General features: G+C 71.8%; 26 protein-coding genes. 9 read left to right on the top strand and 17 right to left on the bottom strand.

Annotation, left to right across the window (positions count from 1 at the left end; genetic code table 11):
• Window positions 1–49: 49 nt before the first annotated feature.
• Window positions 50–865: an SDR family NAD(P)-dependent oxidoreductase gene (locus FLL47_RS04450; RefSeq protein ID WP_144119128.1), complete on the top strand. Its 816-nt coding sequence runs from the start codon at window positions 50–52 to the stop codon at window positions 863–865.
• A 128-nt stretch (window positions 866–993) separates the two neighbouring features.
• On the opposite strand, the gene FLL47_RS04445 is transcribed toward FLL47_RS04450, so the two are convergent.
• Both FLL47_RS04445 and FLL47_RS04440 read right to left on the bottom strand, forming a co-directional pair.
• On the bottom strand, window positions 994–3270 hold the full coding sequence (locus FLL47_RS04445; protein WP_144119127.1) for a glycosyl hydrolase family 18 protein: 2277 nt from the start codon (window positions 3268–3270) through the stop codon (window positions 994–996).
• A 122-nt stretch (window positions 3271–3392) separates the two neighbouring features.
• Window positions 3393–3734 (bottom strand): S24 family peptidase, encoded by a 342-nt coding sequence (locus tag FLL47_RS04440; RefSeq protein WP_144119126.1) that lies wholly within the window; start codon window positions 3732–3734, stop codon window positions 3393–3395.
• Window positions 3735–3920: 186 nt separating this feature from the next.
• Here FLL47_RS04440 and FLL47_RS04435 point away from each other — a divergent pair, with 186 nt between their 5' ends.
• Entirely contained in the window at window positions 3921–4952 is a 1032-nt protein-coding gene (locus FLL47_RS04435) for an extracellular catalytic domain type 2 short-chain-length polyhydroxyalkanoate depolymerase (RefSeq protein ID WP_144119125.1), read from the top strand.
• Between the two features lie 87 nt (window positions 4953–5039).
• Here FLL47_RS04435 and FLL47_RS04430 read toward each other — a convergent pair whose 3' ends face one another.
• From FLL47_RS04430 to FLL47_RS04415, 5 genes are all read right to left on the bottom strand, one after another.
• Complete coding sequence (locus FLL47_RS04430) at window positions 5040–6020, bottom strand: pentapeptide repeat-containing protein (RefSeq protein ID WP_144119124.1); 981 nt, start codon at window positions 6018–6020, stop codon at window positions 5040–5042.
• A gap of 168 nt (window positions 6021–6188) precedes the next feature.
• The gene (locus FLL47_RS44640) at window positions 6189–6311 is read right to left on the bottom strand and encodes a hypothetical protein (protein ID WP_281286652.1); all 123 of its coding nucleotides are present in this window, start codon (window positions 6309–6311) and stop codon (window positions 6189–6191) included.
• Between the two features lie 182 nt (window positions 6312–6493).
• A complete protein-coding gene (locus tag FLL47_RS04425; protein WP_144119353.1) occupies window positions 6494–7015 on the bottom strand; it encodes an LURP-one-related family protein in 522 nt (173 codons plus the stop codon).
• Window positions 7016–7236: 221 nt separating this feature from the next.
• The gene (locus tag FLL47_RS04420; protein ID WP_144119123.1) at window positions 7237–7992 is read right to left on the bottom strand and encodes a hypothetical protein; all 756 of its coding nucleotides are present in this window, start codon (window positions 7990–7992) and stop codon (window positions 7237–7239) included.
• Window positions 7992–8492: a sigma factor-like helix-turn-helix DNA-binding protein gene (locus FLL47_RS04415; protein WP_186315556.1), complete on the bottom strand. Its 501-nt coding sequence runs from the start codon at window positions 8490–8492 to the stop codon at window positions 7992–7994. Before FLL47_RS04415 ends, FLL47_RS04420 begins: the two co-directional genes overlap by 1 nt.
• A gap of 150 nt (window positions 8493–8642) precedes the next feature.
• On the opposite strand from FLL47_RS04415, the gene FLL47_RS04410 reads away from it, so the two are divergent.
• Window positions 8643–10118, top strand: coding sequence for a hypothetical protein (locus tag FLL47_RS04410; RefSeq protein ID WP_144119121.1), 1476 nt, complete (start codon window positions 8643–8645; stop codon window positions 10116–10118).
• A 129-nt stretch (window positions 10119–10247) separates the two neighbouring features.
• Here FLL47_RS04410 and FLL47_RS04405 read toward each other — a convergent pair whose 3' ends face one another.
• The 5 genes from FLL47_RS04405 to FLL47_RS04385 all read right to left on the bottom strand — a co-directional run bounded on the left by FLL47_RS04405 (window position 10248) and on the right by FLL47_RS04385 (window position 15878).
• Window positions 10248–11750, bottom strand: coding sequence for a ricin-type beta-trefoil lectin domain protein (locus tag FLL47_RS04405; RefSeq protein ID WP_425457654.1), 1503 nt, complete (start codon window positions 11748–11750; stop codon window positions 10248–10250).
• A 225-nt stretch (window positions 11751–11975) separates the two neighbouring features.
• The gene (locus FLL47_RS04400; protein ID WP_144119120.1) at window positions 11976–12824 is read right to left on the bottom strand and encodes a hemerythrin domain-containing protein; all 849 of its coding nucleotides are present in this window, start codon (window positions 12822–12824) and stop codon (window positions 11976–11978) included.
• A 139-nt stretch (window positions 12825–12963) separates the two neighbouring features.
• Window positions 12964–13638 (bottom strand): thymidine kinase, encoded by a 675-nt coding sequence (locus FLL47_RS04395; RefSeq protein ID WP_144119119.1) that lies wholly within the window; start codon window positions 13636–13638, stop codon window positions 12964–12966.
• Between the two features lie 60 nt (window positions 13639–13698).
• The gene (locus FLL47_RS04390) at window positions 13699–15099 is read right to left on the bottom strand and encodes an MFS transporter (RefSeq protein ID WP_144119118.1); all 1401 of its coding nucleotides are present in this window, start codon (window positions 15097–15099) and stop codon (window positions 13699–13701) included.
• The gene (locus tag FLL47_RS04385) at window positions 15096–15878 is read right to left on the bottom strand and encodes a glycerophosphodiester phosphodiesterase family protein (protein ID WP_144119117.1); all 783 of its coding nucleotides are present in this window, start codon (window positions 15876–15878) and stop codon (window positions 15096–15098) included. The genes FLL47_RS04390 and FLL47_RS04385 overlap by 4 nt, the downstream gene beginning before the upstream one ends.
• 150 nt (window positions 15879–16028) lie before the next feature.
• Between FLL47_RS04385 and FLL47_RS04380 the strand changes: the two genes are divergently transcribed.
• Window positions 16029–16244: a hypothetical protein gene (locus tag FLL47_RS04380; protein WP_246157528.1), complete on the top strand. Its 216-nt coding sequence runs from the start codon at window positions 16029–16031 to the stop codon at window positions 16242–16244.
• Between the two features lie 6 nt (window positions 16245–16250).
• Here the strand turns inward: FLL47_RS04380 and FLL47_RS04375 are convergent, their stop codons facing one another.
• Window positions 16251–16973, bottom strand: coding sequence for a lysophospholipid acyltransferase family protein (locus FLL47_RS04375; protein WP_144119351.1), 723 nt, complete (start codon window positions 16971–16973; stop codon window positions 16251–16253).
• Between the two features lie 430 nt (window positions 16974–17403).
• Here FLL47_RS04375 and FLL47_RS04370 point away from each other — a divergent pair, with 430 nt between their 5' ends.
• Window positions 17404–18762, top strand: a complete 1359-nt coding sequence (locus FLL47_RS04370; protein WP_144119116.1) for an extracellular catalytic domain type 1 short-chain-length polyhydroxyalkanoate depolymerase — start codon at window positions 17404–17406, stop codon at window positions 18760–18762.
• A gap of 147 nt (window positions 18763–18909) precedes the next feature.
• Here the strand turns inward: FLL47_RS04370 and FLL47_RS04365 are convergent, their stop codons facing one another.
• Window positions 18910–19608 (bottom strand): hypothetical protein, encoded by a 699-nt coding sequence (locus FLL47_RS04365; RefSeq protein WP_144119115.1) that lies wholly within the window; start codon window positions 19606–19608, stop codon window positions 18910–18912.
• A gap of 196 nt (window positions 19609–19804) precedes the next feature.
• Here FLL47_RS04365 and FLL47_RS04360 point away from each other — a divergent pair, with 196 nt between their 5' ends.
• Together FLL47_RS04360 and FLL47_RS04355 are read left to right on the top strand one after the other, a co-directional pair.
• The gene (locus tag FLL47_RS04360) at window positions 19805–20533 is read left to right on the top strand and encodes an SDR family oxidoreductase (protein ID WP_144119114.1); all 729 of its coding nucleotides are present in this window, start codon (window positions 19805–19807) and stop codon (window positions 20531–20533) included.
• A 98-nt stretch (window positions 20534–20631) separates the two neighbouring features.
• Complete coding sequence (locus FLL47_RS04355) at window positions 20632–21036, top strand: hypothetical protein (RefSeq protein ID WP_144119113.1); 405 nt, start codon at window positions 20632–20634, stop codon at window positions 21034–21036.
• Between the two features lie 199 nt (window positions 21037–21235).
• Here FLL47_RS04355 and FLL47_RS04350 read toward each other — a convergent pair whose 3' ends face one another.
• Both FLL47_RS04350 and FLL47_RS04345 read right to left on the bottom strand, forming a co-directional pair.
• The gene (locus FLL47_RS04350) at window positions 21236–22447 is read right to left on the bottom strand and encodes a sensor histidine kinase (protein WP_144119112.1); all 1212 of its coding nucleotides are present in this window, start codon (window positions 22445–22447) and stop codon (window positions 21236–21238) included.
• A complete protein-coding gene (locus tag FLL47_RS04345) occupies window positions 22447–23103 on the bottom strand; it encodes a response regulator transcription factor (protein WP_144119111.1) in 657 nt (218 codons plus the stop codon). Before FLL47_RS04345 ends, FLL47_RS04350 begins: the two co-directional genes overlap by 1 nt.
• Before the next feature lie 110 nt (window positions 23104–23213).
• Here FLL47_RS04345 and alr point away from each other — a divergent pair, with 110 nt between their 5' ends.
• Both alr and FLL47_RS04335 read left to right on the top strand, forming a co-directional pair.
• Window positions 23214–24395, top strand: a complete 1182-nt coding sequence (alr, locus tag FLL47_RS04340; RefSeq protein ID WP_246157527.1) for an alanine racemase — start codon at window positions 23214–23216, stop codon at window positions 24393–24395.
• Window positions 24392–25393 carry a D-alanine--D-alanine ligase family protein gene (locus FLL47_RS04335; RefSeq protein ID WP_144119110.1) on the top strand — a complete coding sequence of 334 codons (1002 nt, stop codon included), beginning with the start codon at window positions 24392–24394 and terminating at the stop codon, window positions 25391–25393. The genes alr and FLL47_RS04335 overlap by 4 nt, the downstream gene beginning before the upstream one ends.
• 126 nt (window positions 25394–25519) lie before the next feature.
• Here FLL47_RS04335 and FLL47_RS04330 read toward each other — a convergent pair whose 3' ends face one another.
• A complete protein-coding gene (locus tag FLL47_RS04330; protein WP_144119109.1) occupies window positions 25520–25939 on the bottom strand; it encodes an FBP domain-containing protein in 420 nt (139 codons plus the stop codon).
• Between the last annotated feature and the right edge of the window lie 123 nt (window positions 25940–26062).

Genomic DNA, 26062 nt, shown 5'->3' with positions numbered 1-26062 from the left:
CACACCGCCCGATGAACGTCGTAGGCGGCGACTACAGGGAGATCACCCGATGAGGACCCTCCACGGCAAGCGCGTCATCGTCACCGGCGCGAACGGCACCTTCGGCCGCCTGCTGTGCGCGCGGCTGGAACTCGCCGGAGCCCGCGTGGCCGGCATCGACCTGCGCGCGGACACCGTCGGCACCACCCCCGTCATCGCCTGCGACCTGACCGACGGCGCCGCGGTGCCCGGCGCGGTCGCGCAGGCCGTGGACACCCTCGGCGGGCTCGACCTGCTGATCAACAATGCCGGGGTCGGCGGTCCCGCGCCCGCCGAGCTGCCGCCCGGCGATGCCGCCCGCCGCCAGCTCGAGGTCAACCTGATCGCGGCCTGGCACACCACCGCCGCGGCCGTGCCCGCGCTGGAGCGCAGCCGGGGCCGGATCGTGTTCGTGTCCAGCCGGATGGCCCTGCTGCCGCTGCCACTGGCCGCCGCGTACGGCGTCAGCAAGCGTGCCCTGGTCGCCTACGCCGACGCCCTGCGGCTGGAGGTCGGCTCCCACATCGGCGTCAGCGTCGTCTACCCGAGCATGGTCGCGTCCCCGATCCACGACGCCTCCGCCGAGGCGGGCCTGTCCCTGCAGGGCGTCTCCCGGTACGAGCCCGCCGAGGGCGTCGTCGCCGCGATCCTCGGCGCCGCCACCGCGCGCAGGGCCCCCCGCGACGTCGCCACCACCGGCCGCGGCCGCATCGAGCTGTTCCTGGCCCGCCACCTGCCCTCGGTGGCCGCCGCGATCGTGCGCCGCACCATCACCGCCCGCCTCGCCGCCGGCGACCTCGACCAGGCCCCCCTCGCCGCCGGCATGCGCCGCCGCGCCGGCCGCTGACCCCGCCCGCCTCCCCCGCCTGGCGCGACTCTGCGAGATTCGCGCCTTCCGGAGAGCCCACGGGCCGCAACTCCGTGAAAGTTGCGGCCCGTGGCCCGGTTCGGCGGCGTTCGGCCGCCTGGCGGTGGTCAGAGGCCGGAGTGGAGGGCGGTCATGAGGGTGCCGGTGGCGGTGTCCCCGGACATCTCCCAGATCATGCCGCCGAGCAGGTTCTTCTGTTTGAGCCAGGCCGTCTTCTGCGCGATCGACCAGGCGTCGTCGAAGCTCCACCACTGGCCGCCCGCGCCGGTGTAGCAGTAGCTGGAGACCGACTGCACGTCGTGGTACACCGTGCAGCCGGGCACACCCGACAGCAGGTTGGCGTACCCCCTGGTCCCGGCTTCTTCGGCGAACTGGCCGGGCGCCGCGCCGGTCGCGGTCTGCCACTCGCCGTTGACGCCGCCCGCCGCGACGCCCTGCCAGCCGCGCCCGTAGAAGGCCACCCCGATGGTGAGCCGTCGCGGACTGACCCCGGCGTCCAGATAGGTCTGGATCGCCTTGTCCACGCTGAATTCGAACGAGTAGGGGTCCTGCGGGTCGCGGTACAGGTTGGCCTGGTGGCCGGTGCGGTTGGGCTCCCACGAGTTGTCCGAGCCCGAGCCGTGGAAGTCGTAGCCCTGCACGTTCGCGAAGTCCATCGACGCGAATACGCCGGTCGGGCTGATGTCCCAGCCGGCGGCGACCTTCGCCGGGTCGGCCGGGGTGAACGCGGTGAGCAGGTACCGCTTGCCGGTGGTGGCGGTCAGCGTGTCAAGCTGCCGCCGGAACTCGGCACACAGCGCGGTGTTGTTGGCCTTGTCGGCCGGGCTGACGTGGTTGCCCGGGTGGCCTTCCGAGCCCGGCCACTCCCAGTCGAGGTCGATGCCGTCGAAGATGTTGGCGGCGCTGCCCGGCCCGCCCGCCGCGTTGTAGGTCGGCAGGTTGCCCTTGATATAGATGTCGATGCAGGACCTGACGAACTTCTCCCGCGACGCGGGCGTGGCCGCGACGTCGGAGAAGTACTTCGAGTAGGTCCAGCCGCCGATCGAGATGAGCACCTTGAGGTGCGGGTGCTTGGCCTTGAGCTTGCGCAGCTGGTTGAAGTTGCCGCGCAGCGGCTCCCAGCCGGTGTCGGCGACCCCGTCGACGGACTGCGATGCGGCCATCGGGCGGCCGTAGTCGGCGTCGGCGTCACCAGCGCCCGTGCCCTGGTCCGGGTCCTGCGGGTTGGCGGTGGTGCCGCGGGTGACGCCCTGCAGGCAGGTCAGGTTGACCGGGTCGATGTTGGCGAAGGCGTAGTTGAGGTGGGTCAGCTTGGCCGCCGCGCCACTGGTGTCGAGGTTGCGCACGAAGTACTGCCGGCCGTAGATGCCCCACTGCACGAAGTAGCCGACCTTCGCGTAGTTGCCCGCGCCGACGACGTCGTCGGTGGTGACGGTGACGGCGTTGGTGGCGGCGGAGGGGTTGTCGTAGGTGTCGCGGGCCTTGACCGTGAAGGCGTACGCCGTCATCGGCGACAGCCCGCCGACCACCGCGGTCAGGCCGGTGACGCTGGCCCGCAGGGTCGTGCCGGTGTATACGTCGTAGCCGGCGATGCCGTTGGCGTCGGTCGCGGCGTTCCAGGCGAGGGTCACCGAGGTGGCGGTCTTCGCCGTCGAGCGCAGGTTGCCGGGCACGGTCGGCGGCGTGGTGTCGTTCGCCGGGTTCAGCGTCGTGGCGCTGACGGGCGCGCTGACCGCGGACAGGTTGCCGCGGGTGTCGCGCGCCCGCACGATGAAGGTGTAGCCGGTGTTCGGGTTCAGCCCGGTGACCACCGCGCCGGTGGTGGCGCTGGCGGCCACGACCGTGCTGCCGGACAGCACGTCGTAGCCGGCGATCGGGAAGTCCGTCACCGCGGCGGCGGTCCAGGACAGCGCGACGGTGCGCGTGGTGCGGCCGGTGACGGTCACCCCGGTGGGCGTGCCCGGGGCCCGGTCGGCACTGCCGTCGCACTTGTTGCCGTTGATCCGGCAGTTCAGCGGGGCCGCGCCGGTGCCGTACGCGATGAACCAGGGGCTGTAGGGCTCGGTGTTCGCACCGGCGGCGACCGTGCCGTTGTAGTGGGCGTTGACGACGGTGACGTGGCTGCCGGACTGGCTGGCCGTGCCGTTGTAGAAGTTGCTCATGGTCACGCCCGCCGGCAGGTCGAACTCCAGGGTCCAGCCGGTGATCGCGGCACCGGTGGGGTTCGTGACGACGAACTTGTCCATGAACCACGATCCGTTGTTCGCGCTGGAGAACGTGGCGGTGAGCCCCGCCGGTGCCGCCGCGGCGACGCCGGGCAGCGTCAGCGTCGCACCGGTGACGGCTATGACGAGGATTGCGGCAAGGGAGCGGATCTTGCGCATGTGCCCTCCTGTTATTAGGAAACTTTCCTAATACTGGCCCCGAGGAACGGCGCGGTCAATGCCACATTTGCATTTCTCTATGTGCATGGGTGCAGCTGTACCACGCCGCTCCCGGGCCCCAGCTACCTGGTCTTGCCGTCGAGCCGCGGCCGCGCCGCCCCCTCGACCTCGGTGCAGATGCCGAAGACGCGGGCGTGGCCGGTCCAGCCGTTGACCCGGCCGCGGTTGTTGCTGATCTGCACCCGCGCGCCCGCGGCGTCCACCGCCGACACCAGGTGCAGGTAGACCGCGCCCGCGACGCGGGCCAGCACGATGTCGCCGACCTGGACCGCCGCCGGGTTCACCGGCGCGACCGTCACCAGGTCCCGGCTGCGGATCAGCGGCACCATCGAGTTGCCGGAGGGCCGGAACCGCACGGTCGCTCCCGCGACCACCCGCGTGGCGACACTGTCGAGCATTCCCATGGCCCACAGGATGCACGGCCGCACCGCACGCGGGCCACCGAATTGACTTCGCCGTGGTGGGTGCCCGTGACGGCGGGTGGCGGTACGCGCCATGTGGATCCATCGAAGTGTGTGCCCGGCGCGGCTGGAGGTGGGCGTGGCCCGCGCCTACGGTGACGCCACCCCTGCTACCGGAAGGAGTCGGTCATGTCACGACGTGCCCGCGCCGGCCTCGCGGCGATCGCCGCGCTGCTGGTCGTTTTCGGATCCGCCGCACCTGCCGCCGCCGCGACGCCGTACACGGTGCCGCCCGTCGCCGGCACCCTGAAGACCTACAACATCTCCAGCGTGTACCTCGCCGGCGTCTCCTCCGGCGGATACATGGCGACTCAGCTGCACGTGGCCTACTCGGGCCGGATCAAGGGTGCGGCCGTGTTCGCCGCCGGGCCCTACTACTGCGCGCAGTACAACGCGAGCCGGGCGCTCTACGCGTGCGGCGACAATCTCTGGTCGACCCAGCTGAGCAGCCTCGAGTCGTACACCTCGCTGTGGTCGGGCTACGGCTGGATCGATCCGCCGTCACAGCTGTCCGGCGACCCGGTGTACGTCTTCCACGGCAGCAACGACAGCACCGTGCAGAAGTCGGTCACCGACGACCTGGTCGGCTACTACCAGCACTTCGGCGCGAGCGTGTCCTACAACTCGGGCAGCTCGGCCGGGCACGCCTGGGTCACGCCGTACGGCACGGGCGGCTGCACGGCCACCGCGTCGCCGTTTCTCAACGACTGCGGCACCGACCCGCAGAACGCCATGTTCGCCAAGCTCTACGGCTCGGTGAGCGCCCGCAACACCGGCCCGCTCACCGGGTCGCTGATCCGCTTCGACCAGAACACGTTCGCGGTCAACGGGTTCGCGGCCGGGCTGAGCATGGGCGGCAGCGGTTTCGCGTACGTGCCGAGCAGCTGCGCGGCCGGCCAGAGCTGCCGCCTGCTGGTCGCCCTGCACGGCTGCGCGCAGGGCTACGACGCGGTCGGCACGGCGTTCGTCGACCGCGCCAACCTGAACCAGTACGCCGACACCAACAGGACCGTCGTCCTGTACCCCCAGGCCACCGCCTCCGGCGTCAACCCCTACGGCTGCTGGGACTGGTGGGGCTACCTCGGCTACACCAACTACCCCATCAAAGGCGGCCGCCAACTGGAAACCATCATGAACATGATCCGCCGCCTCGACGGCTGACCTGTTCCCTGTCGCAACTCTTGAACCGTCGCGGTCTCCGGGCTCCCCGGAGACCGCGACTCTCTGCGAGTTGCGGCAAGGGGGTGGTCAGGTGAGCAGGACTCGGAGGAGGAGGGCGGCTTCGGGGTCGATGAGGGTGCGCATGTCGATGAGGGCCTGGTCGGCGCCGCCGGCGACGCCCATGAACTTGCGCAGGTGCTGGAGGCGGCCGCGGGCCTCCTGGGCGGCGTGGTCGTCGCGGTCGGCGAGCCGCAGCAGGCCCGCCTCGACGCGCGCCACGCCGCGGACCACGACCAGGGCCGGGTGGTCGGGCAGGTTGACGCGGTCGAAGTTCACGCCGCGGAAGTCGACATCGTCGAACGCGGTCACACCGCGCATGTCGACGTCCTGCATCGGGTTGGGGGCCAGATCGCGCTCGGGTTCGAGCACGCGGCCGTCGAACACGACCTCGCGCAGCACCCCGGCGAACCGGCAGCGGACCAGGCTGGCCTGCCAGAAGTTGGTGCATTCGAGCTGCGCGTGGGCGAAGTCCACGTCGGTGAACGCCGCGACGCCGCAGCCCAGCCGGGACAGGTCGGCGTGGCGGAAGTCGACGGCACGCAGCCGGTTGCCGCGACCGGCATACCAGCCGCCGACCGACGAGCGCGCCAGGTCTGCGGCGAGGAACGAGGTGTCGCTGACGTCGGTGGCCCACATCCGCAGGCCGACGCAGTGCGCGCCGTCGAACAGGCTGTTGTCGACGACGCAGCCGAACAGCCGCAGCCGCGGCAGGTGCGCACCCCGCAGGTCGAGGTCGACCAGGCGGGCGCGCTGGAACTCCAGCGTCGCCGCGACGTCGGAGAACTCGAAGGTGAACGTCATCCCGCCGGCCTGCCGGGTCGCGCTGTCCGGCTCGGCGGCACGGGGCTCGGGTGCACCCAGCCCACGCAGGTCCCAGCGGCCGTCGATGCGGTCCAGGGCCAGGCCGTCGAGGCGCTCCCCCGCCCGCAGGCGGCGGATGACCTCGGACTGCAACTCCGGCCCGCCGGACACGAGCCAGCGCTCGACGAGCGCCTCATCGTTGAGCATGCGGACCCCTCGTATCGACAACGCCGCATGACGAGCCGCTCGGGGCGCAGCTCAACGGGTCGTTGGCGATCAAAACTAGGACGCCGGGCCCGGCAACTCAACAGGTCGCCGCCCGAGATGTCCGATACGTCCGACCGCGTTACCGAACCTTGACCCGACGACGGATCTTCACCGCAGCAGCGGTAGGTCGTGACCGACGGTGACGCCGCGGGCGAGGACCGCCATGGCCGAGGTCACCGCCGCCGTCAGCGTGTCCCGGCGCGCGGGATTGGCCTCCCCCGTTGCGACCAAGCCCGCGAGGGTCGAGCGCCGCGGCGGGACCCGGCGGCGCCCGACCGAACGCCGGTTCCCCGCAGGGGATGATGCTGGACCGCGCCGCCGCGGTCGAGGCTATTCGGCCACCGCCGAAACATGCTGCACACGGGCGTGGGGACGGCGGCCGCAGCCGACGCCCCCACGCGGGTGGTACGAGATCAGCGCGCCTGGAGCGCGTCCAGCGCCACCGCCATCGCCACGACCAGGCGGCGGTCGATGGCCGGGTCGTGGATCTCGACGGTGTACTTGTCGCGCACCAGCGCGAACTTCTTCACCACGGAGAACACCGGCTGGCCGTCGCGCACGAAGTCGAAGTGGTACGGCCAGAAGGTCAGGTCGGCGAAGCGGCGCAGCAGCGCGATGGGCAGGCTGCGCTCCTGGCCGGTGATGCGGGCGCCACCGGCGGGCTCCACGTGCCAGGTCGAACGCAGCAGCGACTTCGCGAAGTCCTTCTTGAACAGACCGATCGGAGCGCCGTTCTCGTCGGTGACGTCGTACGTCGCGCCGAGGTCGATCACGCTGCGGGCCTTGAACGCGGCGAACACGCCGGTCTTGCTGTCGTCGCGGTACAGCGTGACCTGCTCCTTGAAGGCCATGCGCTTCTGCTCGACGAACGCCAGCTGCGTGCCGGGGGTGCCGTCGGGCTGCACCGACGTGACCTCGTACCGGTTGATCATCATGGTGAAGCGCTGCTTGATGAACAGCGTCTGCTGAGCCTGCAGGGTGGCCAGATCCACGAGGGGGGTTCCTTCGTCCGGGGGTGAACGCGAAACATGAACTGTCCGCGAGGCGACAGTGTGTCACGGCGGCACCAGACCGAACGCGCAGCCGGGTGGCGCTCCCGACGACGCACCAGGTGGGACGCGGCTACGACCGCGCCCCACCTGCCCCCGTTGCGCCGTCAGCCGTGCCGCACCGGCAGCTCCTTCGGGCCGTCCGGGGTGAACGCGACGACCTTCGTGATCTCGGAGAAGTCGTAGGACTCCTGGCCCGCTCCCGTCAGCAGATACCACTCGCCGTCGACCTGCGCCTCGCGCACCACGCCACCCGGGAAGTGGACCTCGACCCGGGTGACGCCCGCCGGCGCACGGCCGAAGGTGTACGCCGCCGCCGGCTCGGACCCGAACGCCGACGAAGCGTTGCTCAACCGGCCCGCCGGGTGCGACGGCCGCATCGTGGTGGTCAGGTCGGACAGGCCGACCTGCACCGCATGCTGCTCGGCGCCCAGCCAGCACGCGGTGCTGCCACTGTCGTCGGCGTACATCAGCAACCGCAGCCGCCCCGGGACCGGCTCCACCTCGAAGCGCAGCGGCGGCAGCTCCGTCAGCCCCGCCTGGGCGAGTTCCCCGGCGGCGTAATCGGCGCAGCGCCCCTGCGCCGTGGTCGCGCTGCTGGTGGGCCGGGGCGGCTTGCCCTGCACCGGGGCCGAAGGCGCCGGCACCGCGGGTTCCTCGTGCGACGGCGGGGCGGCCAGCAGCAGGAAGGCCGCGCCGAGCATGACCACCCCGACCACCACCGCCGCGGCGAGCGCCAGCACCACGATCGGCCGCTGCCTCGGACGGGCCCCGAGGATCCGGGCCAGCGGCACGGTGAGGTGCGTGTCCCGGTGCGCCGCGCGGACCAGCTCCGCGAGGCGCTCGTCGTCCAGTTCCGCCATCACAACTCCTCCCGGACCAGCGAGCCGTCGCCCGTCGCGACGGCGAGTCGGGTGCGCAGGGTCGCCAGCGCACGGTGCAGGTGGACGTGCACGGTGGCCGCGCCGATGCGCAGCGTCCGTCCCGTCTCCTCGGCCGACAGGTCCGCCAGCAGCCGCAGCGCCACCACCTGGCGCTGCCGGGTGGGTAGCGCCATGACCAGGCCACGAAGTCGCGCGTCCAGCCCGCCCGGACCACGGTCGGCCACGCCGCCGACGTCGGGCGGGTCGCCCGGCAGTTCCCGGCGCAGCCGCCGCCACCAGGACCGCTGCTCGTTCAGCGCGGTGCGCAGCACCCAGGCCGTCGGGTTGGGATGTGCCCGCACGGTTTCCCAGCGGGCGTACGCCCTGGTGAACGCCTCCGCGACGGCGTCCTCGGCACCGGGCTGCCCGCGGGTGGCGACCAGGAGCGCCCGGTAGACGGCGTCCTTGCGCGCCGCATAGAACTCGCCGAAATCGTCCATCGACACCACCTGTAGCCGGGGAAGGGAACTCTCGCATGGACTACGCGCGGCACCCGGTCCGGCCTTTACCCGCCCCGTCCACGCCATGGGACAGCAGGGAAAGGGCCTGGATGCGACACTTGCCCGCTGAGATCAACGGGAAGGGGCCAGGTGCGCGAAGAGATCCTGTGCGGAGTGGCGGCCAACCACGGGGCGCCTGTCGACGTGCTGCTGCGCCTGCTGGCCACCGAGGCACAGGCATGCTGGGACGTCCTGTGTACGGAACGCGACCTGCCTGAGGAACTCCTCGACGCGGTCCTGGCCCACCCGGACCGCCGCGTGCGCAAGCGCATCGCCGACAACCCCCACCTCGGCCCGGGGCAGCGAGCGCGTCTCATCGACCACCCGGATCCGATGACCGCCGTCGCCGTCATCCGCGATCCACGGCAGTGGCCCGCCGGGACCAGTCCGCGGCCCCTGCCAGACGACGTCATCCGGCGGCTGCTCGGCACCCCTCACCCGCTGCTGTCCCCCGGCGAGCTGCTGGACGAGCTGACATTCACGCTCTTCGGACGGCAGGCCTGCGAGGTCGCGGCGACCCATCCGCTGCCCGTGATCCGTGCTGCGGCATGCGGATACCGGCGTGCCCTGTCAGACGAGCGGTGGCTCGCCCTCCAGCGCGATCCCGACCAGCAGGTGCGTGCGGCCGCCGCCGACGTGATCGCCTACCACGCGCAGGTGATGGAGCCCGCCGACCTGCCGCCGTATCGCGGCCACTATCACTGGCAACTGCTGCAGCTCGGGCGCCTTTCGCGGGCGCTGCTGGACCATCTGATCGCCCACGGCGACGAGCGCGATCTCCAATTCCTGGCGTACAACCCCCAACTGCCACCGGACGTGGTGGAGATGCTGATGTCCCATCCGGACACAGGTGTCCGCTGCACCTCCGCCGACCGCGACGATCTGACCGCCGATCAGCTGAAACGCCTCACCGTCGACGACGACGAGTCGGTGCGGATCGCGGTGTCGACGCATCCCGGGCTCAGCGAGTCCCAGCGCGCGGCGATCGCCGTCGACCGCTGGCCGCAGGACTCCTTCAACCGGATCAAGCCGGGGCTGGTACCGGAACTCACGGTCAGTATCGCCCACGCCTACTCGGTGAATCCGCTGCTGCGCCGCCGCGCCGCGAGCGACACCCGGCTGCCGCAGGCCGTCGCCGTCCGGCTGGCCCAGGACCCGGATCAGGGCGTACGCGTCCGGCTCGCGCTCCGCCACCCGGCCCCACCGCCCGCGCTGCTGCTACGCAGCTACCTGGAGTACGACGGACCGGACCGGCTGCACCTGACGACCCGGCCCGGCTTCCCGGTCACCGGGCTCGCCCGATTCGCCCGCGACCCGGACCCCTCGGTGCGGCTACTGGCACTGCTCGACCCCGAGGTGCCGCCGGAACTGGTCGACCGGTTCGTCTCCGATCCGGACAGTCAGGTGACCGCAGCTGCCGCGGCGCATCCGCGCCTTCCCGCCGACCGCCTGCGCGAGCTGCTCGGGACCGGCCTGGCGCGCCACGCCGCCGCGAATCCCGCACTCGACGCCGCCGCGCTGCACGAACTGCTGGACGGGGCGGGAGTCCCCGCGGCGACGCGCTGACCCCGCGCCGCAGATCCACAGCTCGGGCACGCGGTAGCGCACCGTCCTCTCAACCCGGTGGACGTGTGCCGCTGCCGTCAACCGGCCCGCGCGCGGCGATCTCGCCGAGCGCGGGCCGGCCGGGCTCGGTCAGCCGCGCCGCCACTTCTGGTTGGCGCCGCCGGTGCAGTCCCAGGTCGACAGCGGGGTGCCGGTGCCGCCCCAGCCGGTGACGTCCACGCACTTGTTGGCCTGCGGGTTCACCAGGTCACCCGCGCCGGTGAGCACGAACTGCTGGGCCGGGTTGCCGCTGCAACCGACGATCTGGATCGCCGCGCCGGGTGCGGTGGAGCCCCAGGCGACGTCCATGCACAGGCCGTTGACGGTGCGGATGGTGCCGTCGCCGGGGAAGTTCCAGTTCTGCGCGTTGGTGCCGTTGCAGTCCCACAGTTGCAGGCGCTGGCCGTCGACGAAGTTGGAGTTCGGCACGTCGATGCACTTGTCCTGCCAGCCGATGATCCGGCTCGTCGAACCGCCACCCCCGGTCGTGGTGAGGCTGAGCCCGTACGCGCCGAGGATCTCGTTGACGGGCTGGTAGAACGTGGTGCCGCCGGTGGAGCAGTTGCCCGAGCCGCCGGAGGTGACGCCCTGGGCCTGGTTGCCGCTCATCCACGCACCGCCGGAGTCGCCGCCCTCGGCGCAGGCCGTGGTCTGGGTGAGGCCGTAGACGGTCCGGCCGTCCGAGTAGTTGACGGTGACGTTCTTGGCCTGGACGACGCCGCAGCGCCAGCCGGTGGTGCGCCCGGAACGGCAGATCGACGCGCCGATCGCGGCCTCCTGCGACCCGGCGACGGCGACGTTGCCGCCGGCATAGTTGTTGACCCACGGCCGCGGGGTCCAGTTGGCGTTGGTACGCACCCAGGCGTAGTCGTTGCCGGGGAACGACGAGCCGGCGAAGGTGCCCTGGCTGACGTTGTTGTAGCCGAGGGTGGGGCTGCCGGTGCCGCCGCAGTGCCCGGCGGTGACGAAGCCGCCGTTGTTGACCGAGAAGCCGATCGAGCACAGCGTGTTGCCGTTGATCACGTACTGGTCGCCGCCGCGGATGTCGTACAGCGGGCTCGGAGCCTGGCTGGTGACGACCCGCACCTGGGCGGCGGACAGGCCGCTGGCGGCGACGAACCGGCGCGCGGCGGCGGGGGTCGCGGCGCTCACGGTGACGGTGTTGGCGGCCACGTCGACGTACCAGCCGTGCACGTCGCGGCCGGCCGCGGCGGCCTTGCCGTCGAGCCGCGCCTTGACGGCGTCGAGCTGCTGCTGGCTGCGGTCCACGCGGACGGGCAGCGCGCCCGCCGCGCGGGCCAGGGCGGCGGCGGCCTCGTCGAGGGCACCGGCCTTGAGCCGGCCGTCCTCGGGCGAATACCAGGCGCCGGCGAAGCGGCTGCCGAGGCGGGTGCGCACGTCGCGTTCGACGACGGGCGCGGCGGCTTCGTGCGCCTGGCGGATGCGGGCCTGGTCGGCGGTCAGGCCCAGGTCGCGTTGCAGCGCCTGCTCCATGCCGAGGGCGGGGTCGGGGGTGGGGGCGGCGTAGGCGGGTGCGGGGGCGATCAGCGCCACGGCGAGCACCGCCGCGCTGGTCAGCGCAGTGAGTCTCACGTCGAGTCCTTCAGGGGTAGGACGGATTAGGGCGTGAGAGCGCTCTCAAGAAACAGACTTTACTGTGGACCGTTCTGAAGTCAATAGATGCTGATGTATTACTCTGCGTGCGCGACCAGCACACCGCACACAGTGATCGCCCGACCTGCCGGGCACATGGGCGAAAGCGCGTTCATGATTCGCACAGGTGCCAGGCAAGTCGGGCGATCAAGCAGCAGCGCGAGATCAGGGATCAGGGAAGGACTCGCGGGCGAGGGCGAAGATCTCGTCCGGCGCGGCGGCGTCGTCGGCGGAGGTGACGGCGTCGGTGGCGGCCACCGCGATCGCCGCCAGGCGACGCAACTCCTCGGCCGGCACCTGTCCGCGGAGGGCGTCGAACTCCTCTTCCTCCTCCAGCTCGCCGTGCTCGATCACGGCGTCGCGCAGGTTGGCCAGCTTCTCGGCGAAGTCGTCGTGCCCCAGCCCGAGCTCGTACAGCTCCAGCAGGTCCTGCTCGGCCTGGTCCTCCTCCTCGGTGCGGGCGTCCACCACGACGTCGCCGTCGGACAGGCGCGCCCGCGCCAGCGGATGCACCAGCAGCTGCTCGATGCTCTCGTGCACCGCGAGCAGGCGCACCAGCTCGGCGAACAGGTCCCGGCGGCGCGCGCCGCGCTCGCCCTCCAGCTCGTCGAACAGGTCGCCGAGCTGCTGATGCTGGACCATCAGCAGGTCGATCACGTCGCCGGGGTCGTAGGGCAGCGGCGCCGGGTCGGCCGCGGCGGGCACCCGCTTGGCCGGGCGCGGCGCTTTCGGCACCCGCGAGCTGGGCGCCTGATCGCCGGGCGGCACCACGCTCTTCTTGCCCGTGGCGACCTTCGCGATCGGGCGGGCCCGCTGGTCGGAGTGCATGGTCTTGACCAGCTCGCGGACCAGCTCGTCCTTGTGCATCTGCGAGGTCCCCGGCACGCCCGCCTCCCGCAGCAGCGCGCGCAGCTCCTGCACCTTCATCCGGTACACGTCGCGCTCGGTGCGGCCAGGCTGCTTCGCCTGGGCGTCGCCGGCCGTCTCGTCGTCCGCCGGCTCGCGCTGGGACATCCCGCGTCACCTCACAAAGTCCGTTTCGTCACCATAGTGACCGAACCTGCGGAGCCGCGGGCCGAAACGGCCTCATGACCGGCCTTCGAGTCGCCGCGCACCCCCGGGGGACGCCGACACTCATCGGCCCGGCCGGCGGCTACCGGCCCAGGTCGCCGGAGCGGTAGTGGCGGCGGCAGAGCACCTGGTAGCGGACCTCGGACTGGTCGGCGGCGGCGGTATCGCCGATGACGACCTGCTCGCCCTCGCGGGCCACCGCGCCGTCGACGATGCGCGCGTTGAGCAGGCCCTCGCGGCCGCACCAGCACAGCACCTCGACCTGCAGCCGGTTCACCTCGTCGGCCAGCTCGAACAGCCGCTGCGCGGCCGGGAACAGGAACGAGCGGAAGTCCGAGGCCAGGCCGAAGGCGTACACGTCGACGTCGTAGGAGTCGACCAGGTCGGCCAGCTGCTCGATCTGCTCGACGGTGTAGAAGCACGCCTCGTCGCAGATCAGGTAGTCGATGCGGGCGCCGTCGCCCCACTCCTTGCGCACCAGCGCGATGAGGTCCATGTCATCGGTGACCTCGACCGCGGCGTGGGCCAGCCCGATCCGGGTGGTGACCTGCGGGCCCATCGACCGGTCGTTGCGGGTCAGCACGAGGCCGCGGCGGCCCTGGCGGCCGTGGTTGTGATCCATCTGCAGGGCCAGGGTCGACTTGCCGCAGTCCATCGGGCCCCAGAAGAACTTCAACGCGGCACCGTGGCGCAGTCGGCCGTCCCCCGCGGACTGGCAGTGCGCCGGGGCGATGGTGGGTTCGTCAGCAGCGGTCACGGTGGGGCAGCCTAGTGGCTGCCCCACCGTCTGTGGGAATCCAAAGATGCGAGTCGAGCGCTACAGGCGTGTCGGCGGTGTGTTGCCCGCCGCTACGATCGCCCTTCGCATGGGCACGGCCAGCAGCAGGAAGAAGCCGATCACGAAGAAGATCAGCAGTGACACCAGGCCGACCCGGTAGCTGTTGGTCAGCTCGAAGACCAGCGCGAACGCCAGCGGGCCGAGCCAGCTGGTGCCCTTGTCGGAGATCTCGAAGAAGCCGAAGTACTCGGCCTCCTTGCCCTTGGGGATGAGCAGGCTGAACAGCGATCTGCTCAGCGCCTGGCTACCGCCGAGCACCAGGCCGATGCACGCGCCGAGGATCATGAACGGCACCGCCTCGCCGGTGGGCAGGCTGAACGCGCCGATGATCACACCGGTCCACAGCACCAGGCTGATCAGCACGGTCTTCCAGGCACCGATGCGCCCGGCGAGGAAGCCCAGGCCCAGCGCACCGCCGAAGGCGAGGAACTGCACCAGCAGCACGGTGATGACCAGCACAGACTGGCCGAGCTTGAGCTCCTGGTCGGCGTAGGTGCTGGACAGGTTGATGACGGTCTGGATGCCGTCGTTGTAGATCAGGTACGCACCGAGGAAGAACAGCGTCAGCGGGTACGCCTTCAGACCCTTGATGGTGTGGCCGAGCTGCTTGAAACCGCCGGTCAGCACGTTGCCGTGGGCGACGCCCTCCAGCGGCGGTCGGTCCCGCAGCCGGCGCAGCGGCAGCAGGGTGAACACGCCCCACCAGATGCCCGCCGAGGCCATGCTGGCCCGCACCACGATGCTCGTGCCGTACTTCGCCTCCAGCAGCGTCAGCGCCACCAGGTTGAGCAGGAGCAGCAGGCCGCCGCCGAGGTAACCGAACGCCCAGCCGCGACTGGACACCTTGTCGCGGTCCTCCTCCGGGCACAGCTGCGGCAGGAAGGAGTTGTAGACCACGATGCTGGCCGCGAACGCCATCGTCGCGACGATGGTGAGCAGCGCGCCGAGCAGGATCGCCCCGCCGGTCACGAAGAACATGCAGGTGGTGGCGGTCGCGCCGACGTACGCGAAGATGGCGAGCATGCGGCGCTTGTGCGCGGAGCGGTCGGCGATCGCGCCGACGACCGGCAGCAGCAGCACGTTGAGCACGACCGAGATGGTGACGACCGCCGGATACACCGAGCCGGCCTTCAGCGTCATGCCGAACAGGTGTACCGGGGCGCTGATGCACGGGTCGATGTTGTCGGCCGTGTTCGGGTCGACGCAGCCGGAGGCGGTCTTGGCGACCGCGGTCAGGTACGGCCCGAGGAAGACCGCGACCAGGGTGGTGGAGAAGGCCGAGTTCGCCCAGTCGTAGAAGTACCAGCCGACCCGCTCACGTTTGGTGCTCTCGCCGTAGCCCTCGGCCGGCGCGGGGGGTGCGCTGACATCAGCGGTCATGCTTGGTCCTTCCAAAGGCCACGGTGCGTGAAAACTTCCCGTAACACGTCGATGCGATCGGTCATGATGCCATCCACACCGAGATCAAGTAACCCCTCCATCACGGCAGGATCGTCGACCGTCCACACGTGCACCTGAAGCCCGAGGGCGTGCGCGTGGGCCACGAACCGCCGGTCCACCAGCCGCACCGCGCCGAAACGGATCGGCACCTGCGCCGCGACCGCCGACGGCGGCAGCACGATCCGCCGCCGCATCCGCGAGGCCAGCCACAGCCGGGCGGTCTCCCGCTGGGCCAGCGAGGTGGCGTACGCCGGACCGGCGAGCGCCCGCGCCCGCTGCAACCGCACGTCGGAGAACGATGCGAGCAGCACCTGTTCCGGAGTGGCGCGCTCGTGCACCGCGGTCACGGTCGGCGCGACGGCCGCGTCGGACTTGATGTCGATGTTGAACCGGATCTCCGGCCAGGCGTCGAGGACCTCGTCGAGCCGCGGCACCGCGGCCGCCCCGCCGACCCGCACCGTCTTCAGGTCCGCCCAGGTCATCGTGGCGACCGCCTGCGGGTCGCCGGCGACGCGGCGCAGGTTGGCGTCGTGCAGCACCACCGCCACCCCGTCACGGGTGGCGTGCACATCGGTCTCGACGTACCGGTAGCCGGCTTTCACCGCCCGGTCGAAGGCGTCGGCGGTGTTCTCGTCGCCTTCCGCAGCGCCACCCCGATGGGCGAAGGCGAGCGGCGGCGCGGCGAGATACGGATGGGGGTGACCCTGCGGCGTCTCCATCTGGGAAAGCTTGCCACTGCCGGGTGCGGATGGATGGCCCGCGTACTGACCGCTCGCCAACAACGGGCGACATCGGTGAGAATGTCCGCACCACCGCGTCGAAACAAATCGATCTTTCCGGGGACGTTGATGTCTTGAAGGGGTGCTCAGGTGGACGACGACCCTGTGGACTGGCTGCGACAGCTTTCCCCGGTCCAGCGTGCGCTGCTGGACCGGCTGGCTGACGGCGCGACGATAGCCGCGGCGGCCGCCGCGGAGTACCTGTCGTTGCGTACGGCCAACCGTCGCATCGCCGACCTACGCCAGGAGCTGGGCCTGGCCACCACCCGCGAACTGGTGGCCGCGTACCGCTCCCAGCGGGGGTAGCGGCCCTCAGCGCGCGGTGCGCGGCCTGGCGCGGCGGGTCTCGGTGGGGCGGGACGGGTCGACGAAGCGCGGGGCGTCAGGTTCGTCGGCGCGCAGCGGGGCCAGCTCGATCGCGATCGCGTCGATGATGCGGTCGGCGATGCGCTGTGCCGCGCCCGGCCGGGCCTCCTCTATGCCGGACAGGTCGACCCGCGGGCCGACGTGCACCCGCACCCGCGGCCGCCGGCGCAGCGAGCGCCAGATCATCGGCCACATGCCGGTGGGCGCCGCGTACGGGATGACCTCGTGACTGCCCCAGATCGCGACCGGGATGACCGGGGCGCCGGTGGCCAGCACCAGGCGGCCGACGCCGGTGCGGCCGCGTTCGGGCCACATCGCCGGGTCGAGGCCGATGCGCCCTTCCGGGTAGATCATCAGCATGGCGCCCTCGTCGAGCGCGGTGACGCTGTCCGTGACGGCGTTGCCGGCGGTCGGCTCGCCGCGGTCGACCTGGATGTGGCCCTGCCAGCGCATCAGCGGCCCGATCACCGGGGTCCGGAACAGGCCCGCGTTCGCCATGATCCTCGGGTGTACACCGAGGCGCCGGAACGCCGCCGCGACCGCGATCGGGTCGAACGGGCTGATGTGGTTCGCGGCGAGGATGAGCGACCCGCGCCGGGCCTGCTCGGGGATGTCCCCGGTGACCTCCAGGCGCGTCAGCAGGCGCACCACGCCTTCGGCGAGCAGCATCGCGAAACGCAGCAGCGGGGGCGGGGACCAGCTAGTCGACGGGCTCACGGTCCACGATCCTGCCATGCGGCGTCGACGGCCCGCGGGCTTGTTCGACCCAGGGTCCGCGAAGTCCTCTTTCCGCGCCCCGACGTGTGCGTACGGCCGGCGAAAGGCATCCCTCCGGCCCGCCCCGCACACTGCCACGTCGCGCGGTGCCGTTCGGCGCTGCGGCGCTACCGTTCGCCGCCACGGCACTGACACGCATTCACCGCCGCCACTACACTCGCGGATCGGGAGCAACGACCGTCCACCGGGGTGGACGGCCTGATCCGACTGCCGAGGGCGCACCGGGCCGAGCCCGCGTGGCGGCAGCGACCTCGACGCACCTGCCGTCCCGCGGCCTACGCGGCCGGGACGCGCGTCTCTCCTCCGGCAAGGAGCAAGCTCCATGACCCCACGCAGAGCCCTGCACGCCCTGTGGCTCGCCGTCGTCCCCCTCATCGCCGCGGTGATCCTCACCGTCGCCTCACCCGCCGCCGCGGCGACCCTCACCGAGGTCACCGGCTTCGGCGCCAACCCCGGCAGCCTGCGCATGTTCCTGTACGTCCCGAACACCGTCGCGCCCCGGCCGGGCCTGCTGGTCGCGGTGCACTGGTGCCACGGCGACGGTCCCGCGATGTACAACGGCTCCGACTACGCCCGGCTCGCCGACCAGTACGGCTTCATCGTGGTCTACCCGTCGGTGACCCGCAGCGACGGCTGCTTCGACGTCGCGTCGGCCGCCACGCTCACGCACAACGGCGGCGGCGACTCGCTGAGCATCGTCTCGATGACGAAGTACGTGCAGCAGACCCACAACGCCGACCCGGCCCGCACCTACGTCACCGGCGTCTCCTCCGGCGGCATGATGACCAACGTCTTGCTCGGCGCGTACCCGGACGTCTACCGGGCCGGCTCGGCCTTCGCCGGGGTGCCGTTCGGCTGCTTCGCCGGGACGGAGAGCTGGCACAGCGCCTGCGCCCAGGGACAGGTCGGCAAGACCCCGCAGCAGTGGGGCGACCTGGTCCGCAACGCCTACCCCGGCTACACCGGCGCGCGGCCGCGGATGCAGCTGTGGCACGGCGTCAACGACGAGGTGCTGTCGTACGTCAACTTCGGCGAGGCGATCGAGCAGTGGACCAACGTGCACGGGCTGAGCCAGACGCCGACCTCGACGGACACCCCGCAGGCGGGCTGGACCCGCACCCGCTACGCCAACGGCTCCGGGCAGGTGCTGGTCGAGGCCGTCAGCATGGCCAACACGCCGCACAACCTGCCGGTGCAGTACGGCGCGGCGGTCGCCTTCTTCGGCCTGAACACCACGACCAGCCCGTCGGCGAGCCCGTCCACGCCGCCGTCGCCCAGTGCGTCGGCCTCACCGTCGGTGTCTCCCTCGCCGTCACGGCCGCCGTCGCCGAGCGCGTCGGCCTCGCCAAGCGTCCCGCCGTCGCCGAGCGCATCCCCTCCGGCACCGGGCGGCTGCACGGCGGTGTTCACCGTGAGCAATGCCTGGACCGGCGGGTTCGTCGCCACGGTGCGGGTCACCGCGGGCAGCGCTGGGATCAACGGCTGGCGCGTCGCGCTGGCGCTGCCGTCCGGAACGACCGTGGTCAACGGCTGGAACGGGCAGTTCACCGGGACGACCGGCACGGTCCAGGTGAGCAACCTGGGCTACAACGGCAAGCTGGCCGAGGGCGCTTACACGGAGTTCGGCTTCCAGGCCAACGGTGCGCCCGCCGGCACCACGGTGACCTGCACGGCACTGTGACCCCGCCAAGGCGCGTGCAGCCCGGGACGGGTTTTTCCACCAGGACGCATACGCCGCACAGCGGCATGCCCGCCGGGCGGGACCGGCGCTGATCACGCGCAAGAAGAAGCGGGGTGGCCGTCACGGCCACCCCGCTTCCGTGAAACCTCAGGCGCCGGCCGCGCCCAGCTCCGCGAGCTTGGCCTCGAGCTCGGCCAGCTCGGCACGCAGCTTCAGCGCGTGCGCCTCGGCCTCGGCCCGCTCGGCGCCCAGGATCTGCTCCACGGCCTCCTGCACACCCGGCACGTCCAGCATCGACACCATCTTCAGCGCCTCCTGCGCCTTGATGATGTAGGGCTTGGCGAGCGCCTTGGTGCCCTGGACCGCGCCGACCGTCCACTCGCCCTCGGTGTAGGCCAGCGTCACGGTCAGCCCGGCCGGCGGCTTCACCTTGGGGCCCTTGCCGGCGGCGGGCTTGCGCGGGGCGGGCGCCACGGCGGGCGTCTCCTGTTCGGACACCTCGGGATTTACGGACACGGGTCGCTCCTGACGGCCAGGCTTCTCACGGATGATCATAAACTCGGGCTCGGGCGGGGCGACAGGCTCCGGAACCGGCTCGGGCGTGGGCCTGCGGCCCGTGGCGCCCTTGGGCGGGATGGTGAGATCGCCCGGCGCGAACGGCAGCACGTCGCTGCCGAACTTCACCATGATCCATTCATCGTGGGTGGCCGGGTCGTCGAGCTGCACGACCTGCCCCAGCTGGCCCGCGATCTGGCCGGCCGCCTCGGTGAACATGACCCTGGGCCGCTTGCCGGACGCAAGCGTCTCCTGGATCTGCGTCAACTCCTGAGTCGACAGTCCCGCCATAACCGCGCTCCCACACCCTCGCCGAACACATGTTTGATACGCATGTTCTATCAGAGCCCACCGACAACAGCGGCACTGACACCATGCGGAAAGTGGGGACATCTTCGCAGCACCGGTCCGTCCCGCGCACCGGGTGTGTCGGCGGTGACAGTGTCACGGCCTGTCACGCCCGCTTCGCGGTTGCTCTAATGGACCGATGGGGATCATCATCGTGACCGGCGGCAGCCGCGGCATAGGCGCTGCCACCTGCGTAAAGCTCGCCGCAGCGGGACATGACGTCGTCGTCGGCTACCGCGGCGACGCCGACGCGGCGGCAGAAGTCGTCGCGAAGGTGGCGGCGGCCGGACGGCGGGCGATCGCGGTGCGCGTCGACGTGTCCGACGGCACTCAGGTGCGCGAGCTGTTCGACCGTACGCAGGCCGAACTCGGCACGCCCACCGGGCTGGTCAACAACGCCGCGGTGAGCAGCGCCATCGGGCCGTTCACCGAGCTGTCCGAAGCCGACCTGCGCCGCGTGGTCGAGGTCAACGTCATCGGCGCGTTCCTCTGCGCCCAGGAGGCGGCCCGCCGGATGGGCCCCGGCGGCGCGATCGTGAACGTCTCCTCGGTCGCCGCGACCCTGGGCAGCCCGGGCGAATACGTGCACTACGCCGCGTCGAAGGCCGCCGTCGAGACGCTGACCGTGGGCCTGTCGAAGGAGCTCGGCCCGGCCGGGATCCGGGTCAACACGGTCTCCCCCGGCGTCATCCACACCGGATTCCACGCCGGCAGCGGCGAACCCGGCCGCGCGGACCGGCTCGGGCCGGCCGCCCCGCTGGGCCGCTCGGGACAGCCCGAGGAGGTCGCGAACGCCATCGTCTGGCTGCTCGGCGACGAGGCGTCGTACACCACGGGCGCCACCCTCAAGGTCTCCGGCGGCCGCTGAAACCGTCCCGCGCCCCGGCCGACGGCGAACAGCAGGTGATTGACGGGCTTGAACCTATAGTGGATAGTGTTGCTATCCACTATCCAGAGAGGCCGGTCATGTCCGCCGCCACCCTTTTCACCGCCGGGATCCTGCTCATCACCGTGTCGACCATCGTCTTCGGCGGGCTGTCGCTGCTGATGAGCATCGTCAAGCGCATCCCCGGCTACCTCGACAATCCGGTCCGCCGGGCACTCTGGACCGCCGGGCACGCACACGCCGGCGTGCTGGTGATCTTCGCGCTGGTCGCGCTGCCCTACCTCGACGAGACCGGCTACGGCGCGAGCACGCAGACCCTGGTCCGGGCACTGCTGGTGGCCCCGCCGATCGTCATGTCGCTGGGCTTCTTCCTGTCCGTGGTCCGCCCGGCCGACACCAAGCCGAACAAGCTCATCTGGCTCGTCCCCCTCGGCGGCGCATCCCTGGCCGCCGGCACCCTCACCCTCGGCCTCGGCCTGGTCTGACCCCGGCCCCGCCGCCCGTCCACTCGCCCTCGGCCTCGCCCGGCCTCCGGGCGCGGCGGCGGAGGTCGCACGGCAGCAGAGATCGCTGTTTCGTGTCGAAACCTGCGCCTCGACCACTGGTTCCGACACGAAACAGCGATCATGACGCGGCCCGGCCCGGCCGACGCGGCCCGGCCCGAGCCGGCTGGTCGGCGCGGACTCAGGGGTGGGCGGGCACGTGGTTCTCGGGGAGAGCCGGGGCGATGATCACCGGTTCGGCCAAGGGGTGGGCGGAGCGGGGCAGGATCACGCGTACGACCAGGCCGCCGCCGGGGCGGGGCACGGCCACGGCGTCGCCGCGGTGGGCCTGGGCGACCGCGCGCACGATGGACAGGCCCAGGCCGCTGCCGCGCGACGAGCCGACCCGGTCGGTGAGCCGCCGGAACGGCTCGAACAGGGTGGGCACCTCGTACGACGAGATGACCGCGCCGGTGTTGCTCACCACGATCTCGGCGTGACGGGGCCGGGCGACGGTCTGCACCCGCACCCAACCGCCCTCGACGTTGTAGCGCGTCGCGTTGTCGATCAGGTTGCGGATCATCTGCTCCAGCAGGATCGGGTCGCCCGTCACCGGCGCCGGCGTCAGCTCGCGGCCGATCTGCACGGACAGCCGCCCGGCCAGGGCCTCGGTCGTGTCGGCGGCGATGGTGGCCAGCTCCGCGACGTCGACCAGGCGGCGCTCGGTCACCGCGTCCTCGGCGCGCGCGAGCGTCAGCAGGGCGTCGATGAGCCGCTCGTGGCGCTGGTTGACCGCCAGCAGATTCTGGCCGAGCTGGTGCACCTGCGGCGGGCTGTCCGGGCGGCTCATCGCGACCTCGACCAGGGTGCGGTTCAGCGCGATCGGGGTCTTCAGCTCGTGGGCCGCGTTGGCGATGAACCGGCCCTGGCCCGCGAAGGCCTCGTCGAGGCGGTCGAGCATGCTGTCGAACGAGTCCGCGAGGCTCTTCACCTCGCCGGGCGGGGCGTCCAGGTCGATGCGCTTGTGCAGGGTGCGCCCGGCGATCCGGTGCGCGGTCGCGGTGATCATGCTGAGCGGGCGCAGCAGCCGCCCGGCGACGAACCAGCCCGCGGCGGTGGCCAGCACCCACATCGCCAGCAGTGTCAGGCCGCCCTTGAACAGCAGGTTGGACTGCATCGAGTCCAGGATCGTCTGCTTGGACGCATCCAGCGAGCTCATGGCCTGCTCAGCGGTCTGGTAGCCGCCCGGGTCGAGGCGCGAGTACTTGTCGGCGAAGACGATGCCCATGCTGTACGCCATGGCGTTGTTGACCAGGATCAGCATGCCGGCCAGCACCGATCCGCCCGCGAGGGCGAACACCAGGCTGAACACCACGGTCAGGCGTACCCGCAGGTTGCCGCGCCACTCGCCCATCAGCGGATCCGGTAGCCGACGGCGGTGACCGTCTCGATCGGCTGCGGGTCGCCCAGCTTGCGGCGCAGCCCGCTGATGGTGACCCGGACGATGGTGGTGAACGGATCCATGTGCTCGTCCCAGACCTTCTCCAGCAGCGTCTCCGCCGACACCACCGCGCCCTCGGCCCGCAGCAGCTCCTCCAGCACCGCGAACTCCCGGCGGGACAGGCTGACGTAGCGCCCGTCGCGGTACGTCTCGCGGTGGTTCGGGTCGAGCCGGATGCCGGCCCGCTCCAGCACCGGCGGCGTGGCCGGACGGGCCCGGCGGCCCAGCGCCCGCACCCGGGCCACCAGCTCGGCGAACGCGAACGGCTTGGGCAGGTAGTCGTCGGCGCCGAGGCTGAGCCCGGCGACCCGCTCAGCCACCGTCACCGACACTGTGAGCATCAGCACCCGCACGTCCAGGCCCTGCGCCACGACCTGGCGGCACACCTCGTCCCCGTGCACCCGCGGCAGGTCACGATCCAGGATCATGACGTCGTACGCGTTGACCGCGAGTTTCTCCAGCGCCGCCGCCCCGTCGTAGGCGACGTCGACGGCGATGGCCTCCTGCCGCAGCCCTTCGGCGATGGCCTCGGCCATCAGTTCCTCGTCCTCCACGACCAGGACCCGCACCCCGCCACCTCCTCGACCGACCGATCGCCAAGTATGCACGGGCGTTGTTAGCGCAGCGTTAGTGAAATCCCTCTCGGCACCCTCACACCCCCTGTTGTTGGCTACCGAACGTGACTGGAGAGCTGGCTGAGGCGGTCGTCGACCTCGCTGCTGTCGCGGGCAACGTCGAACGGATCGGCGCGGCCACGACCGCCGCGGTGATGGCCGTGGTGAAGGCGGACGGGTTCGGCCACGGCGCGGTGCCGGTGGCCCGGGCCGCGCTGGCCGGTGGCGCCACCTGGCTCGGGGTCACCAGCGCCGCCGAGGCGCTCGAGCTGCGTGCCGCGGGGCTCACCGCACCGGTGCTGAGCTGGCTGCACGGCCCCGGCGCCGACTTCGCCGCGCTGACCGCCGCCGACGTGGACGTGTCCGTGGCCGCTCCGGAGCTGCTCGATGCGGTCGCCGCCGCGGCCCGCGGCACCGGCCGCACCGCCCAGGTCCACCTCAAGATCGACACTGGGATGTCGCGGCACGGCGCGACCGCCGACGGCTGGCCGGAGCTGGTCGCCTGGGCCCGCAAGTACGAGCGGGAGGGCGTGCTGGCCGTGCGCGGCGTGTGGTCGCACCTGGCCACCGCCGACTCCTCGCCCTACGGCGTGACCGCGCAGACGGCCGCGTTCGCCGAGGCGGTGACCTACGCCCGCGACGCCGGGCTGGACCCGCAGCTGCTGCACCTGGCGAACTCGGCCGCCGTGTTCACCGCCCCGCAGACCCACTTCGACCTGGTCCGCGCGGGCATCGCGGTGTACGGGGTCGAGCCGGTGCCCGGTCGCGCGTTCGGGCTGCGTCCGGCGCTCACCCTGCGTACTCAAGTGATCATGGCCAAGCGGGTGCCCGCCGGCACCGGGGTCTCCTACCAGCACACCCACGTCACGGCCCGGCCCACCACCCTCGCCCTGATCCCGCTCGGATTCGCCGACGGCGTCCCGCGCGGCGTCGACGGGCGCGCACAGGTCCTGCTCGGGGGGCGGCGACTGCCGATCATCGGCCGCGTCGCCATGGACCAGTGCATCGTCGACGCCGGCGACGCCGACGTTCGCATCGGTGACCCGGTCACCGTGCTCGGCCCCGGCGACGACGGCGAACCCACCGCCGCCGACTGGGCCACCTGGGCCGCCACCAACCCCCACGAGATCCTCACCGGCATCGGCACCCGCGTGCCCCGCCGCCACGATGGGAAGGGCACCTGCACAGCGGACGTCCGTGTAGAAGGTGCCCTTCCTTTCCCGCACCACGGAAGGAAGCGACGATGAGGCTTGCCGTCATCTACGGGGGGCGCAGCGGGGAGCACGACGTGTCGTGCAAGAGCGCGCGCAGCATCCTGGCCCACCTGGACCGCGCCCGGTACGACATCACCGAGGTGGTCATCGGCCGCGACGGCGCCTGGCACGTCGACGGCATCCCGGTGAGCATGGGCGACGCGCTGCGCGCGCTGGGCCGCGTCGACGTGGTCTTCCCCGCGCTGCACGGCCCCTACGGCGAGGACGGCACGGTGCAGTCCCTGCTGGAGATGGTCGGTGTGCCGTACGTCGGCAGCGGCGTGCTGGCCAGCGCCACCGGCATGGACAAGGAGTTCACCAAGAAGATCCTCGCCGCCGACGGGCTGCGGGTGGCCGACGGTGTGGTGCTGCGCCCCGGCCAGGACGACGTGTCCCCCGCCGACCGCGAGCGCCTGGGCCTGCCTGTCTTCGTCAAACCGGCCCGCGCCGGGTCCAGCATCGGCGTGACCCGCGTCGACGACTGGGCGCAGCTGCCCGGGGCGCTGGCCGCCGCCCGCGCCTGCGACGGCAAGGTCCTCGTCGAGGCCGGGGTGGCCGGGCGCGAGGTCGACGTGGCCGTGCTGGAGCACCCGGACGGGTCGCTGCAGGCCGGACCGCCGCTGGAGATCCGGGTCACGGGCGGGCACGGCTTCTTCGACTACGACGCCAAGTACACCGCCGGGGAGGTGGTGTTCGACATCCCCGCACGGCTCGACCCGTGGGTCACCGCGCTGCTGCAGTGCCGGGCACTGCAGGCGTTCGCCGCGCTGGAGTGCCGCGGCCTGCTGCGCGTCGACTTCTTCCTGCCCGCCGACGGCGGCGAACCGGTCCTCAACGAGGTCAACACGTTCCCGGGGTTCACCGCCGCGTCGCAGTACCCGCGCATCTGGCAGGCGGCCGGGATGTCATACCCGCAGCTGCTGGACATCATCGTGAACACCGCGGCCGCCACGGCGGCCCGCTCCCTGACCGCCCTGGCCGGGCGGCGCTGAGACGCCGTGGAGCCGGGCCACTCGGGGTAGGGCCCGGCTCCACGGACACCTCGCGCCGGCCCGGGGATGTCGGCCGCCCGAACCTGGCGGCTTAGGCGATCGACGTCCCCGGGCCGGTGCACCAGCTCAGGAGTGCAGCACCTCGGCCAGAAACGCGTCGACCCGCGCGTCGACCGCGTCGCCGGGCATGCACGCCAGGTCGGCGCACATGTACGTGCCGACGGTGTCGCCGCGCCGTCCCGCGTCGCCCTTGCGGCGCGCGGTGAACAGGGTGACCTCGTCGGACGGGCGCACCGACTGGCACAGCAGGCACATCGCGGCCCGCCTCCGCGACATCACCGAGTCGGCGGCCCGCAGCAGCAGCCCCACCGGCTTGCCGTCCCGCCAGCGCAGCAGGTAGCCGCGCTGCTCCAGCTTCACGTCGCGCCAGCCGAGGAAACTGCGTCCCGCCCAGTCGAGCTCCGCGAAGTCCTTCGGCAGCGTCATCGCCGACGCGTCGCCGCGTGAGCAGTTCGCCATCGCCCGCCTGATCTGCGGTTCCGTCATCGCTTCCACCCGGCGCAGGCTACGCGCGGCCCACCGGCCCGAGCCACCGGTTTTGCACCGGTGACCAGCGGCACCCGCGGCACACCCGTGCGGGGTATGCGCCCCGGCGCCCGATATCCTGGG

Origin of the sequence: Catellatospora sichuanensis (assembly GCF_007483665.1) — a bacterium.
GTDB classification, from domain to species: Bacteria; Actinomycetota; Actinomycetes; order Mycobacteriales; family Micromonosporaceae; genus Catellatospora; species Catellatospora sichuanensis.
This window is presented reverse-complemented; position numbering and strand designations above follow the sequence as displayed.

Coding starts and splice junctions, on each gene's coding strand:
- FLL47_RS04335 (WP_144119110.1), top strand. CDS start 24,392: ATGAGGCTTGCCGTCATCTACGGGGGGCGCAGCGGGGAGCACGACGTG.
- FLL47_RS04440 (WP_144119126.1), bottom strand. CDS start 3,734: ATGGGAATGCTCGACAGTGTCGCCACGCGGGTGGTCGCGGGAGCGACC.
- FLL47_RS04370 (WP_144119116.1), top strand. CDS start 17,404: ATGACCCCACGCAGAGCCCTGCACGCCCTGTGGCTCGCCGTCGTCCCC.
- FLL47_RS04385 (WP_144119117.1), bottom strand. CDS start 15,878: ATGGAGACGCCGCAGGGTCACCCCCATCCGTATCTCGCCGCGCCGCCG.
- FLL47_RS04365 (WP_144119115.1), bottom strand. CDS start 19,608: ATGGCGGGACTGTCGACTCAGGAGTTGACGCAGATCCAGGAGACGCTT.
- FLL47_RS04415 (WP_186315556.1), bottom strand. CDS start 8,492: ATGGACGATTTCGGCGAGTTCTATGCGGCGCGCAAGGACGCCGTCTAC.
- FLL47_RS04425 (WP_144119353.1), bottom strand. CDS start 7,015: ATGATGATCAACCGGTACGAGGTCACGTCGGTGCAGCCCGACGGCACC.
- FLL47_RS04445 (WP_144119127.1), bottom strand. CDS start 3,270: ATGCGCAAGATCCGCTCCCTTGCCGCAATCCTCGTCATAGCCGTCACC.
- FLL47_RS04400 (WP_144119120.1), bottom strand. CDS start 12,824: ATGTCCCAGCGCGAGCCGGCGGACGACGAGACGGCCGGCGACGCCCAG.
- FLL47_RS04360 (WP_144119114.1), top strand. CDS start 19,805: ATGGGGATCATCATCGTGACCGGCGGCAGCCGCGGCATAGGCGCTGCC.
- FLL47_RS04435 (WP_144119125.1), top strand. CDS start 3,921: ATGTCACGACGTGCCCGCGCCGGCCTCGCGGCGATCGCCGCGCTGCTG.
- FLL47_RS04430 (WP_144119124.1), bottom strand. CDS start 6,020: ATGCTCAACGATGAGGCGCTCGTCGAGCGCTGGCTCGTGTCCGGCGGG.
- FLL47_RS04450 (WP_144119128.1), top strand. CDS start 50: ATGAGGACCCTCCACGGCAAGCGCGTCATCGTCACCGGCGCGAACGGC.
- FLL47_RS04355 (WP_144119113.1), top strand. CDS start 20,632: ATGTCCGCCGCCACCCTTTTCACCGCCGGGATCCTGCTCATCACCGTG.
- FLL47_RS04375 (WP_144119351.1), bottom strand. CDS start 16,973: ATGCTGCTCGCCGAAGGCGTGGTGCGCCTGCTGACGCGCCTGGAGGTC.
- FLL47_RS04330 (WP_144119109.1), bottom strand. CDS start 25,939: ATGACGGAACCGCAGATCAGGCGGGCGATGGCGAACTGCTCACGCGGC.
- FLL47_RS04350 (WP_144119112.1), bottom strand. CDS start 22,447: ATGGGCGAGTGGCGCGGCAACCTGCGGGTACGCCTGACCGTGGTGTTC.
- FLL47_RS04420 (WP_144119123.1), bottom strand. CDS start 7,992: ATGGCGGAACTGGACGACGAGCGCCTCGCGGAGCTGGTCCGCGCGGCG.
- FLL47_RS04390 (WP_144119118.1), bottom strand. CDS start 15,099: ATGACCGCTGATGTCAGCGCACCCCCCGCGCCGGCCGAGGGCTACGGC.